14 protein-coding genes and 1 pseudogene are annotated in these 12559 nt (G+C 66.0%); 13 read left to right on the forward strand and 2 right to left on the reverse strand.

Going from position 1 to position 12559, the window contains the following annotated elements; translation table 11 throughout:
• Positions 1–16 precede the first annotated feature (16 nt).
• The gene (locus tag ACLJRL_RS29730) at positions 17–721 is read left to right on the forward strand and encodes a DUF6218 family protein (protein WP_410659619.1); all 705 of its coding nucleotides are present in this window, start codon (positions 17–19) and stop codon (positions 719–721) included.
• A complete protein-coding gene (locus ACLJRL_RS29735) occupies positions 718–1965 on the forward strand; it encodes an exonuclease domain-containing protein (protein WP_410659620.1) in 1248 nt (415 codons plus the stop codon). The genes ACLJRL_RS29730 and ACLJRL_RS29735 overlap by 4 nt, the downstream gene beginning before the upstream one ends.
• A gap of 237 nt (positions 1966–2202) precedes the next feature.
• Here ACLJRL_RS29735 and ACLJRL_RS29740 read toward each other — a convergent pair whose 3' ends face one another.
• Positions 2203–2589: a zinc ribbon domain-containing protein gene (locus tag ACLJRL_RS29740; protein ID WP_410659636.1), complete on the reverse strand. Its 387-nt coding sequence runs from the start codon at positions 2587–2589 to the stop codon at positions 2203–2205.
• Positions 2590–3324: 735 nt separating this feature from the next.
• Here ACLJRL_RS29740 and ACLJRL_RS29745 point away from each other — a divergent pair.
• Positions 3325–3783: a hypothetical protein gene (locus ACLJRL_RS29745; protein ID WP_410659621.1), complete on the forward strand. Its 459-nt coding sequence runs from the start codon at positions 3325–3327 to the stop codon at positions 3781–3783.
• Here the strand turns inward: ACLJRL_RS29745 and ACLJRL_RS29750 are convergent.
• On the reverse strand, positions 3761–4678 hold the full coding sequence (locus tag ACLJRL_RS29750) for a LysR family transcriptional regulator (RefSeq protein WP_410659622.1): 918 nt from the start codon (positions 4676–4678) through the stop codon (positions 3761–3763). The two genes, ACLJRL_RS29745 and ACLJRL_RS29750, sit on opposite strands and share 23 nt — an antisense overlap.
• Before the next feature lie 106 nt (positions 4679–4784).
• On the opposite strand from ACLJRL_RS29750, the gene ACLJRL_RS29755 reads away from it, so the two are divergent.
• The 10 genes and pseudogenes from ACLJRL_RS29755 to ACLJRL_RS29800 all read left to right on the forward strand — a co-directional run.
• Entirely contained in the window at positions 4785–5753 is a 969-nt protein-coding gene (locus ACLJRL_RS29755) for a cyclase family protein (protein WP_410659623.1), read from the forward strand.
• Positions 5754–5766: 13 nt separating this feature from the next.
• Entirely contained in the window at positions 5767–6897 is a 1131-nt protein-coding gene (locus tag ACLJRL_RS29760) for an FAD-dependent monooxygenase (RefSeq protein WP_410659624.1), read from the forward strand.
• A gap of 18 nt (positions 6898–6915) precedes the next feature.
• Entirely contained in the window at positions 6916–7854 is a 939-nt protein-coding gene (locus tag ACLJRL_RS29765; protein ID WP_410659625.1) for a VOC family protein, read from the forward strand.
• Positions 7855–7864: 10 nt separating this feature from the next.
• Positions 7865–8845 (forward strand): fumarylacetoacetate hydrolase family protein, encoded by a 981-nt coding sequence (locus tag ACLJRL_RS29770; RefSeq protein ID WP_410659626.1) that lies wholly within the window; start codon positions 7865–7867, stop codon positions 8843–8845.
• 13 nt (positions 8846–8858) lie between these two features.
• Entirely contained in the window at positions 8859–10025 is a 1167-nt protein-coding gene (locus ACLJRL_RS29775; protein ID WP_410659627.1) for an alpha/beta hydrolase family protein, read from the forward strand.
• Positions 10026–10576: 551 nt separating this feature from the next.
• A complete protein-coding gene (locus ACLJRL_RS29780) occupies positions 10577–10903 on the forward strand; it encodes a PadR family transcriptional regulator (RefSeq protein ID WP_410659628.1) in 327 nt (108 codons plus the stop codon).
• Entirely contained in the window at positions 10900–11256 is a 357-nt protein-coding gene (locus tag ACLJRL_RS29785; RefSeq protein ID WP_410659629.1) for a DUF1048 domain-containing protein, read from the forward strand. The genes ACLJRL_RS29780 and ACLJRL_RS29785 overlap by 4 nt, the downstream gene beginning before the upstream one ends.
• 1 nt (position 11257) lies before the next feature.
• Positions 11258–11584, forward strand: a complete 327-nt coding sequence (locus ACLJRL_RS29790; protein ID WP_410659630.1) for a DUF1048 domain-containing protein — start codon at positions 11258–11260, stop codon at positions 11582–11584.
• 247 nt (positions 11585–11831) lie between these two features.
• Positions 11832–12071 carry a three-helix bundle dimerization domain-containing protein gene (locus ACLJRL_RS29795; RefSeq protein ID WP_410659631.1) on the forward strand — a complete coding sequence of 80 codons (240 nt, stop codon included), beginning with the start codon at positions 11832–11834 and terminating at the stop codon, positions 12069–12071.
• Positions 12072–12309: 238 nt separating this feature from the next.
• Positions 12310–12559, forward strand: a pseudogene (locus tag ACLJRL_RS29800) (alkaline D-peptidase); the annotation flags it as partial.

Consider the following 12559-nt stretch of genomic DNA (forward strand, 5'->3'; position numbering starts at 1 on the left):
CGAGAGTGGGTACCGCGTGGACGATATCGATGAGTTGGAAGCAGTAGGCGCGGAGATCGGGATTGCTCTGGCGGCTCCGGCAAGTGCCGTGGTCGTGATCGGCCCTGGGGAACAGGGGACGGAGTCTCTCGCGGTTTGGCATGTGAGCCCGCAAGGGATGCCGGTGGGGGCGTGGATCTATCCGCTCGACCTGCTCTTCACGTCGCCGGAGGCGGCTCGTCGCCTTCTCGTTCTGCTGGAGCGTCGGGCGATTACCGCGTTGGTCCCAAACGAGTTGGACGATGTCCTCGAGCGCATCACGAAGGCCGCAGGGATCGAAGCGGAGAAGTGGTGGACGATGCAGGTCTTCTCGCCGCTTGAGTGCTTCGCCGACATCGTGGGGTGCCGCGCCGCCTACGAAAAGACTGTCGCGGCGGCAAAAGGTGAGCTGAAGAACGTTGCCGACCTGGCTTGGAGCCGTGATCTCAACGCGAAGCGGCTCGATGGCTTCGCTGACTTGCGAGCGCTCTCGAAAGTCGTTGTCGTAGCAGGGAAGACGCCTGTCGGCTCGAGTGCGTTGACAGTGGTACAGGTGTTGCGCTGGCTTGTTCGGCACTGGTCGGAGACGGAGGGTGTCAAACGGCGACGGTATGTGCGAGAGGTCCATGGCGAGGCCGATCCGCTGCCGCCTTCGTGGCTCACAGCGGTGAAGTCCGGACTTACCACTCGGCTTCCGCTATGACGGCACCGCTCGGATATGCCGTCGTCGATACCGAGACGACGGGGATTCTGCCCGGCTTTCATCACCGCGTGGCCGAGATCGCGGTCGTCCACGTTGACCACGCTGGTTCGATCACCAACGAGTGGTCGACGCTGGTGAACCCGGATCGTGACCTCGGACCCCAGGCCATTCACGGGATCCGTGCCGCCGAGGTGCGACAGGCTCCGAGGTTCGAGCAGTTCGCGGGAGACATCCTCGAACTCTTCCGAGGTCGGATCGTCGTCGCGCATAATCTGCAGTTCGACTCCATGCACCTATACGCTGAATTTCAGCGTATAGGTGTGGACGTGTCCCGGTATCTGTCCGGGGGCCTGTGCACCATGCGCTTGGCCGGCACCGTGTTTCCCGGTGTCCAACGGTCGCTTGTCGAGTGCTGCAGGATGGTCGGTGTAGGCGGCGTGCGATTCCATACCGCCCACGGGGACGCCGTCGCCGCCGCCCGACTGTTCGGTCGCATGCTGTCAGAAGCGCCGAGGCTGGTCGCCTCGCAAAGGCTGTCACCGGCGACAGTTCACTGGGAACTGCCCGTGTTGAGGCGGAACTTGGCCAAGCCGGTGCACCGACGATCGCGGGCACGGAGTGAGCCGCACTTTCTCGCACGGCTGGTGGACCGTGTGCCTCGTGATGGTGAACCGGAGAAAGACGCATATCTCTCCGTGCTGGACGGTGCCTTGCTCGACCGGCAGATCTCGATTTCGGAGGCTGACGCACTGGTCGAGGTCGCGCACGAGTTCGGCCTCCACAAGGCGGAAGTGATCGGCGTTCATCATGACTACCTACGTGACCTCGCACGAGCTGCCTGGGTGGACGGGTTCGTGTCTGAAGACGAGCGGCAAGACCTGGAGGCGGTTGCTGCGCTGCTCGGTTTGGACGCAAGTGAAGTTGATCGAGTCCTGAGCCAGGAACAAGCGTCGCCGCCAGACCGACCGGAATCGCGGGCAGCGCAAGTCAGCGTCGGCGGGCTCGTGCTGCGCCCCGGCGACCGAATCGTCCTGACGGGTTCCATGCGGCGCGAGCGCAACGACCTTAAAGCGGAGGCGGTGGCGCTGGGGCTTCGGGTGGTGAGCTCAGTGAGCAAACGAACCAAGGTTGTCGCCGCGGCGGACCCGGATTCGTTGTCCGGCAAGGCGAAAGATGCGCGGGCGCTGGGAATTCCTGTCGTGACTGAGGATGCATTCCTACGCGCACTCGAAGCTCTGAAGTAGCAACACGCCATCGGTGGATCGGGTAGGAGCGCATGCCGTTTCTGGTAGCCGTTTGCTGAACCAATGGCTGGATCGTCAAGGCGACGATAGGGCTGAAGGGGTTGATGTCAGCACTGCGACGCGCCGGATGACTAGACTCAAGGTATTGCAGGCCTTCTGCTACGGTTCGCAGATGATCTCCCGTATCACGGGCGATTTCCCGCTCGAAGGGGCTCACCTCCCCCCTCGGACACATCATTACCCCACGGCTCGCTCAAGATCACTTGAGCGAGCCGTTTGCGTTGGCGCTCGTAGTGTAGATCGACGCTTCTTCTCTCGTTGTGAGAGTCCATCCTCGCTGTGGTAGATGATGATCGAGCCTGCGTTGCGGAGTTTGCTGGCGACTATGCGGGCGTGGCCGTGGAGCGTGTGGTCGTCGAAGTCGCCTAGGTGTGCGGTCAGGCTGTCGATGAGGTGGTCTTCCCTGAGGTAGATCGTTTTCGGTCGTTCGACGGTGGGTTGGTGTGCGCTGGTGTGGCCGTGGCGGCAGCGGTAGCCGGGCCGGTTGTGGACCCAATGAGAATCCATGCGGCGGCCGCAAGTTGCGCATGTGAGGAGCCTTGCTTCGCTAAACCCGGCTCGGATCGGCCGGCAATCGCGAAGTGTTGTCCGAGCATCAGCGGCTGGCGGGTGGGCGTAGAAGTCCTATGACCGTCGCCGAGATCCTGTTAACGAGAGGCTGATCGCTGGTAGGCCGCGAGGTTCGCGGGGCAGAGGTTCTCGACGGCTGCTTGCTCGAGCGCGCGCACCTGGCCACCGGCTAGCTTTCCGCTCTGTCCCAGGTTCTCCAGGTCCAGTTCCGAGTGGCGTTCCTGAGGGGTGTGACCGTCGCGCAAGACATCCCAGTCCGCACAGGGCATGCGACCGCTATCTCGGGCAGCGAGTGTGCTTGGTGTTCACCCTATTACTATTGTAGTTCACCCTATTACTATTGTAGGAAGACTGCAGAACGCTGGCTTGCTGAGCTGGCGTAGTGCTCTGGCGAAGGACGCTCCCTCGGTGATCAGGTACTTGCAGGAGTGGTGAGAGTAGTTGCTGTCGATAATATAAGGAACGTTGTCGACTGCGACTTGATTGCCTGCTTATTTGAAGCCGAGCTACTTCTTAGCGGTGGTTAATCTGTGCAACGATCGCGACTGTTCCTCGCAGGCTGCCTGGTCGGCGACGTGCCTGGAGCCTGTTGCGAACGCGTCGTCGCGACCGCAACAGGCTGGACGCGGTCGATCCCGACCAGCGCCAGTCGACGACCGCGGACAGATTCGTCGGTGTGATCATTGCGGGCATGCAACATCTCGACCGGATTCCGCGACGACTCAGGGTATGACCGACGACGCGCGGCCCGCGACCAGCAACACCCTGGTATCCACGACGGGAAGGCGGCTGCGGGAGCTGACGCCGACGGCTATGTGGATGACCGCGGTCGTGATCACTATCTTCACTGCCGGAGTGGTGACCGTGCTGTGGTGGTCGGCCACCGCTGGGCTCAACGGCGTCGAACTAGTGAACGCGCGGCTGAACACGCTGAAGATAGGGCTCAGTATCGGTGTCGGAAGTGGCGGCGTGGTCGCGCTGTACCTCGCTTGGCGTCGCCAGCACTCCGCCGAAGCTACGCTCGCTCACCAACAGGCCGACGCCGCGGCGGTGCGCACCACGAGCGTGTCGCCGACGACGCTCGTGCCGACGCGATCGAGCGCCGGATCACAGAGCTGTATCTCAAAGCCGGCCAAGGGTTCCACGCCTGGGACTGACACGAGGCTCACGTCAGTCGCGTATCGGTGAGCTCACCCGTGATCGGGACCAGCAGGTCGCGCAAGTAGACGTGTTCCGGATCGTGTTCGTACATCGGGTGCCACCAGGCGGCCTCGACCAGTGGGCTCACCTCGAACGGGCAGGGGAGCGCGCGTACGAGTCCGGGTGGCACCCGATCGACCAGGCGTCGCTGCATGAGCGCGACCCGGCCGGTTCCCGCGACCAGGCCGGGGACTGTCAGGAAGTTCTCGGTGACCACTTGGACGTGCGGTTCGATCCCGAGCATCCGCATCTGGCGTGCGGCGGGAGTCGAGGCGGTGGGCCCGTGGTAGGAGACGACCCAAGGCATCACTCGGAGCTGGTCCACGGTGAGCTCGCCGATGTCGGTGTTGTCCGCGGACACCAAGCAGACCCAGTCGTCGCGATAGAGGTCGGAGTGCGGGAGGCCGTCGACGAATCCGTGTGGCATCACCAGGAGATCGACCCCGGTCAACGTCTGCGCCGCGTTGTCGACCAGGTTCGGGGTGTTGGCGATGAACCGCAGGCGGGTGTTGGGTGCTTCCCGTGCGAGCGCCGCGGCGAGGTCGGCGCCGACTACGGCGACGCCGTAGTCGCTCATGACCAAGGAGAACTCGCGTTCGGACAGCGCCGGGTCGAAGTCGGGTTCGGCTGCGAAGACGCGCTCGACGCCTGTGATGGCCGTGCGGACGCGGCCGCGGAGCTGAATGGCAAGTGGTGTGAGCCGGTACTGGTTGCCGAAGCGGGCCAGCAGGTCGTCGCCGAAGTGCCGGCGTAACCGGGCGAGTTGTGCGGACACCGCGGGCTGGCTCAGGCCGACCTGTTCGGCGGCCCGGCTCACACTGCGCTGGTCGAGCAGCGCGTCCAGTGTCACCAGCAGATTCAGGTCGAGGCTCACCAGGTTCACCGGGCCAAGCGTATTCACCGGACGAATAGTCCGCATCACCGGATTCGTCTTCCCGGATGTGCGGAGATGCCGGACCGTGGGTGGTGTCGCTCGAGGAGGAACCGACATGCACCTGGATCGCACCGACCCCGAAGGCGCCATCGCCGCGGCGGCGAAACGCTGCTCGAACTGGGATCGCTGGGGTGATACCGATGTGCTGGGCACGCTGAACTTCCTGGATGACGCGAAACGCCGGGAGGGCGCCGCGCTGGTGCGGCGTGGGGTGAGTTTTTCGCTGGCTCAGCGGTTCGAGTCGGATGGACCGCAGAAGGGCTGGCGCCGACGGACCAATCCGGTGCACACGATGCTGGACACCGGCCTGGACGCGGAGCGTGGCACGCAGGGCTTCCCGCACGGTTTCGGCGGAGCCGACGACGTGGTGTTCATGCCCTTGCAGGCCTCGACCCAATGGGACGGGCTCGGCCACATCTTCGACCGAGGCTGCGCCTGGAACGGCCGGAAGGCCGGCGACGTCGTCACCAGTGAAGGCGACCGGTTCACCGGGATCGAAACGGCTTCAGGGCGGATCGCCGGCCGAGGCGTGCTCTTGGACGTCGGTCGCGTGCTCGGTGAGGGCGGCGAGTTGCCGGACGGATTCGCGATCACGACCGAACACCTCGAAGCCACCATCGCCGCGCACGGCAAGACCGCCCGCGTCGGCCGTGGCGACCTCCTGCTGGTGCGCACCGGCAGGCTCGCCCGTGCCCGGCGGGAAGGCTGGGGCGACTACGCAGGCGGGCCATCGCCGGGCCTGTCCTTCTCCACAGTGGATTGGTTGCACGACACCGAGATCGCCGCCATCGCCACCGACACCTGGGGATTCGAGGTGCGGCCCAACGAGTTCGACGGCGCTTTCCAGCCACTTCATCAGGTCGCGATCCCGCATCTCGGGTTGTACCTGGGGGAGATGTGGGACCTCGACGCGCTCGCGGGCGACTGCGCCGACGACGGAACCTACGAATTCTGGCTGACCGCCGACCCACTGCCCGTGACCGGCGCCGTCGGGGCCCCGGTCGCGCCCGTCGCCGTCAAGTAGCCGAAGGAGTCCCATGCCCGCCGTCAACACCGTCCTCGTGGTCGGCAGCGGCCTCGCCGGCGCTGCCACCGCCATCCGCCTGGCCGAAGGGGATGTCACCGTCGACCTCGTCGAGATCGATCCCGGTATCGCGAGCCTCGGTTCCGGAATCACCTTGCAGGGCAACGCTTTGCGGGAGCTGCGCGGACTCGGTGTCTGGGAGGAGGTGCGGAAATCGGGATACGGGTTCGACAGCGTGGGCCTGCGCGCGCCCGATCCCGCGGGAACCTTGCTCTTCGAGATGCCCGACGCCCGCACCGGCGGGCCGGACCTGCCCGCGACCTTCGGCATGCCACGCCCCGACCTCGCCCGGATCCTGCACGACCGCGCGGCCGCGGTCGGCGTGAGAACCCGGTTCGGCGTCACCGTGACCGGACTGCGTCAAGACGCTCACCACGTGGACGTCGAGTTCACCGACGGTTCGGCGGGCCGGTACGACCTCGTCGTCGGGGCCGACGGGATTCGTTCCGCCGTCCGGGGAATCCTCGGCGTCGAGCTGGAGACCCGGGCGACCGGAATGGGGATCTGGCGCGCGTTTGGGCCCCGGCCCGCTTCGGTCACCCGGACCGACCTCTTCTACGGCGGTCCCTGCTACATCGCCGGCTACTGCCCGACCGGCGAGAACTCGCTCTACGCCTACGTGGTCGAAGACGCGCAAGACCGCAGCGCGCTCACACCGGAACAACGGCTCGCCACCATGCGTGCACTCGCCTCGGCATACCACGGACCATGGGACGACATCCTCGCCACGCTCGACGATCCGGCCCGCGTCAACTACACGCGGTTCGAGACCCACGCGCTGCCGGCGCCCTGGAACCGCGGACGCGTCGTGCTGATCGGCGACGCCGCCCACGCCTGCCCGCCCACTTTGGCTCAGGGCGGTGCCCAGGCTCTCGAAGACGCGGCCGTCCTCAGTGAACTCCTGCTCGGCACAGACACGCTCGATGAGTCGTTGTGGAGCGCTTTCACCGAACGACGCGTCGCCCGGGCGGCCGCCGTGGTCGAGGCCTCGAACCAGCTCGGCCGCTGGCTGCTCGACCGCGAGCAGGGCGACGTTCCCGGCTTGATGGGCCGTGTCGCGGCCCTCGTCGCCCAGCCCGCCTGAACTCTCCGGAGGATTCTCATGACCGAAGGCCTGATCACCCACCTGCGGCACGTCGACCTCGCCGTGCCCGACCTCGCCCGCCAACAGGACTTCTACACCGGCGCGTGGGGCCTGACCACCGAGCACACCGACACCGGGATCGCCTTCCTCGCCGCGGAGGGCTCACCGGAGCAGTACATCGTGCGGCTCCGTCAGGCCGCGGACAAGCGGATCGACCTCATCGCCTTCGGTGTGGCGACCGCGGCCGACGTCGACACCCTCGCCGCCCGGCTGGCCACCGCCGATGTCGCGCTGGTGCACGAGCCGCGTGCGTTGTCCACGCCCGGTGGGGGATACGGCTTCCGGTTCTTCGACAACGAAGGCCGCACCATCGAGATCAGCGCGGACGTCGCGATCCGCGCCCACCGGAAGATCGAGGCGGGCGAGCCCGTCCCGGTCCGGCTGTCGCACGTCGTGATCAACTCGGCGGATCCCGAAGGCACCCGGCTGTTCTACGAACGGCACCTCGGATTCAAGCTCTCCGACACCCTCATGCACCCCCGTATGGGCGGGATGATGTGGTTCCTCCGCATCAACTCCTGGCACCACAGCCTGGCGATCGCCCGCGGTCCGCATCCTTCACTGCACCACGCGTCCTTCGAGCTGCGCGGAATCGACGAGTACATGCGCGGTACGGGACGGCTGCTGCGAGCCGGAGTGGAGAAGATCTGGGGCCCCGGACGGCACCTGGCGGGCAACAACACCTTCAGCTACTTCCTCGATCCGCACGGCAACACGGTCGAGTACACGACCGAGCTGGAGCTGATCGACGAGGACACCTGGCATCCGCACCTCTACGACTTCACCCGGCCAGAGGTCAGTGACCAGTGGGGGACGGCCAACGCGATGAACGAGTTCGTCGCCTCTCGCTCGTTCAACGATCCCGACAAGGGGCTGTTCGTGGCCCCGCCGGTCTGAGAGGAGTCACATGCGCTTCGCCACCTACGAACGCGCCGGGCATGTCTGCGCCGGCGTCGTGTCCGATGCCGGAATCCACGCTCTGCCTTCGGGGGTCACTGTTCTCGGCCTTGTGCGGGAAGGACTCTCCGCGGCGACGGAAGCGGGCGAGACGGCGTTGACCGGGCCCGCCGTCCCGCTCGGCGAGGTCCGGTTGCTGCCACCGTTGGAGCCGCCTGCGGTGCGGGATTTCGTCGCGTTCGAGGAGCACGTCGAAGGCGTGGTCGCCTCGATCGGGGACGGCGCCGGAGTGGTTCCCGAATGGTACGAGGCTCCGACGTTCTACTTCGCCAACCCGTACGCCCTGGTCGGCGCGCACGACGACGTCGCGATCCCGCCCGGCTCGCGGCTGTTGGACTTCGAGCTGGAAGTCGCCTGCGTCGTCGGGCGTGACGCCGCCTCTCCGGCACCGGAGGAGGTGGAGATCTTCGGCTACACGATCTTCAACGACTGGTCCGCCCGTGACTTGCAGCGCCGGGAGATGAAGGTCAACCTCGGCCCGGCCAAGGGCAAGGACTTCGCCACCACACTGGGTCCGTGGCTGGTCACCGCGGACGAACTCGAGCCCTACCGGGACGCCGACGGCTTCCTGGCGCTCGATCTGCGCGTGTCGGTCAATGGTGTCGAAGTGGGCCAGGACCTGTTGTCCAACATGGGCTGGCCGTTCGAGGAACTCGTCGCCTATGCCGGCCGCGGTACCCAGGTCCGCGCCGGTGACGTGTTGGGCTCCGGAACCTGCGGCAACGGAGGCTGCCTCGCCGAGCTGTGGGGACGGCGCGGTGCCACGGACCCGCCGCCGCTGCGTCCCGGCGACGTCGTCGAGATGACCGTCGAAGGCATCGGCACGATCCGCAACACCATCGTGCCGGGCGAGCGGCTGCCGCCGGTCCGACCGGCGCGCCCACGGCCGCGAGCACGCCACCGCACGACCTTCCCTCCGCTGACCGTCTAGAAAGGACACGCGCGTGTTCGAATACTTCCCCGGCAACTACGTCTGGAATCTCGGCGTGGTCGCCGCGCTCAACTCCGGCGGCCTGATCGACGAGATCGATCGCGCCTGCCGTCCCATCCGTGAGGCGGCCACGCACGGGGCTGACGCCGGCACCCCGGACTTCCTGCGTGCCTGGACCGCGCTGACCGACCAGCTCGTCACCCAGGCTGAAGCCGCCGAGAAAGCCGGTCACACGCGCACCGCCGGACAGCTGTATTTCCGTGCCACCAACTATCTCTGCCAAGCCGAGCGCATGCTCGCCCACTCCGATCCCGGCCGGGTGCCCACCTACCGCCGGGCCCTGGAGCTGGCCCAGAAGTCGTTCGCTCTGCGCGATCCACGCGTCTGCCGGGTGGAAATCCCGTACCAGGGCACGACTCTGCCCGGCTACTTCAGCACCGCGCCGGCTACCGACTCCGGCCCGGCGCCGGTGGTCCTGCTCGTCAACGGCCTGGACTCCACCAAGGAACACATGTACGGCTCCGCCCACTGGGACGAGCTGGCTGCGCGGGGCGTCTCGTGTCTCATGCTCGACCAGCCCGGCACCGGCGAAGCTCTGCGACTGCGGGGAATCACCGCACGGATCGACAGCGAAGCCTGGGCAGGTGCAGCCGTCGACTGGCTCGAGCAGCGCGACGACGTCGACCCCGCCCGGATCGGCATCGTCGGCTGGTCGCTGGGCGGCTATTACGCGCCCCGAGCCGCGGCCTTCGAGAAGCGGTTCGCGCTCTGCGTCGCCTGGGGTGCGAACCACAACTGGGGTGCCGTGCAGCGCCGCCGTCTCGAACGCGAAGGCGAGCGCCCGGTCCCGCACTACTGGGAGCACGTCCTGTGGGTGTGGGGCCACGACGACCTCGACACCTTCATCGCCTTCGCCGACAGCGTGCACCTCGACGGTGTCGTCGAGAAGATCACCGTGCCGTTCTTGATCGCCCACGGCGAGAAAGACCGCCAGATCCCGCTCGACTACGCGCACCGCTCCTACGACCAGGCCGTCAACTCGCCCAAGCGCGAGCTACGCGTGTTCACTCCGGACGAGGGCGCGACCGAGCACATCGGACTCGACCACCTTTCCCACGTGAGTACCTACATCGCCGACTGGGTAGCGGGTGTTTTCGACGTACCGGCCAAGGGCGAGTGACCTGGTCGAGCACGGGTTCTCAATCCACGATCTTGGATGGATGTGCCGCCAGTGGTGTGACCTGGATGTCCATGTAGGGGAACAAGGGCCGCCTTGAAGGACCGCGACGCCGGATGAGATGGACGATGACCGTGGTGAATCGGTGCGATCCGCTTGTGTCGGCTGTGAGCACGATGGTGGGGACCGTGGTCGGCCTGACGTTCCGCTTCGGGTTCGGCAATGACGTCGTACTCGGGCTCGGGGCCCGGTGTGGGTCGCGCCCGTGGTGAGCCGTGGGTGCCGCTGGGAGCGTCCCGGTGGTACCCGCGGCTAGGGGATCCTTCTGCGGTTAGCAGCTGGTGGTGGTGTCTCCGGTGTAGAAGGTGCACGTGCTCGTGTGCTGGTCATGTCCCTCCTCTCTGCGTCGTGGCGCTGTCGGCCACGGATGACAGGAGAGTGCGAGCAGCCGGTTTCACCACGGCTTCATCGCTGTGTCGCACGCCCTCGCAGTACTCTGTGCTACTTTGTACTGGTACCTGGCGCCACTGAGTACCAGGGTTGAAGGGAGCACGATGGACGATCTGACCGAGATGCTGAAGGGCACGCTCGAGGGTTGTGTGCTGCAGATCGTCGGCGGTGAGGAGACCTACGGGTATGCCATCACGCGTCGCTTGAACGAACTCGGTTTCGGCGACGTCGTCGAGGGGACGGTGTACACCATCCTGCTGCGACTGGAGAAGAACGGACTCGTCCAGGTGACGAAACGACCGTCCGGGCAAGGGCCGCCGCGCAAGTTCTATGCGCTCAACGCCGCGGGGCGTAAGGAGCTTGCGACGTTCTGGGCGAAGTGGGAGTACGTCAGTTCGCGGATCGACAAGCTCAAGGAGGGCGGGAAATGAACTTCTGGGAGACCATTACAGGTAGCGATCTCACCAGGGAATGGAAGGCATTCGAAGTCCGGGCCGTGGCCTTACCGGCCGACTACCGGGCGGCCTGGGAAGAGATCAAGGGACATCTTTCTTCCTATTCGGACTTCACCGGCCGAAACCTGATGCCGATCCTCGACGGTGCGCTGGGACTGCTCGAAGAAACAGCGGCCGACGGCCAAGGAATTCGGGAGGTACTGGGTGACGACATCTCGGGCTTCTGTGCGGCGCTGGCCGGAGGAGAGCAGAGCCGGAGCTACCGCGACCGCTGGCGACGGCAATTGAACAGGAACGTCGCCAGGAAACTGAAGCAGCTGGGAGGCTGACGTGGGCATCCAGGACATCATCGAGGGCAAGAAGCAGTGGCGGGCGCATGTGGCGCGAGTCAAGGCGCTTCCGTCGGATTACCAGGTCGTCTACAAGGAGATTCAGAAGTACCTCTTCAAGGTGGGGCCGATCGACTTGACCGACGGGCCCCTGCTCCCGGGGATCGTCGATTTCTTCGAGGAGGGCGTCGCGGCGGGCAAGGGAGTCCTGGAACTCCTCGGCGACGACGTCGCCGCCTTCTGCGACGGCCTGATCGGGGACTCGCGCACCTACGCGGACCTCTATCAGGAATCCATCAGCGGACGATCCGGCACGGCAGAGAAGTAGCATCCGGTGACCAAAGTGTCGGTGTTTTGGCCACCGGATGTCCGGGGGCGCCCGATGTCGGGGTGCATCACACGTATCGGGTTTCGTACTTCAGGAACCCGGCCTCTTGGCATCGTCACGACGGAGGCGGCGAAACCGCCGTGACCGCCCTTCTCTGGTGTCACCGATAGTTCATGGTCCGTTCGCCTGTTTGTCGTCTGACGGGGGAAGTAGACAGGTAATCGAGGTGAAGGTTGAGGAGAACGCGATGAACACTCCGACCCTGGACACGATGGCGACCGAGCAGCTGGACCTGCATTTCACGCAATTGGAGGACCGGGTGAGCCACGACTACGCCGGCGTCACCCGATCCGTGCTGCATGACCTCGTCGAACGCGAACGATCCCGGTTCGCCAGCGCTCGAATCCACGCGTTCGTCCCGATCCTGGTCGAACGTGCCGTCCGCACGTCCTTGGCCTCGCCGCCTGCGAAGCACCGCCAGCGGTAGGGAATGACGGGCAGGTCACGATGTCGCCCGTCCAGAGGATGGCCGCGCCGACGCTGTCTTGGATGGACATAAGGCCGATCATCCACGGGCTTTCGCGATCGCGTGACCGGTATTCGACTGCGGACCCAGTGCCGGGTTGTGGAGAGGCTCCTCAGGGACGCTGCCGCTTTCCCTGAGGTGACACCCGTGTCAGCGCGGTGACTGCGCCGTGTCAGCGCGGCACGCGAACGTGGTGACCATGACCAAGTCACTGAGGGGTATCAAGAACAGGATCTTCCAACGCGCTGGAGTGACGGCTCTGGCGGCCACGCTGCTGGCGGGTGTCGCCGTGCCGACGGCGTCCGCCGCCGGTCGGGATCGGCCGGAGCTGCGGCAGGCCGTCGAGGAGTTCGTCGGCGCCGGGTTCGCCGGGATGCAGCTGCGCGTCCGTGACGAGCGGGGCGAGTGGACCGGCAGTGCCGGGGTTCGCGAACTGGGCGGGACCGCGA

The organism is Amycolatopsis sp. lyj-112, from assembly GCF_046549055.1.
In the GTDB taxonomy this organism is placed as follows: Bacteria; Actinomycetota; Actinomycetes; order Mycobacteriales; family Pseudonocardiaceae; genus Amycolatopsis.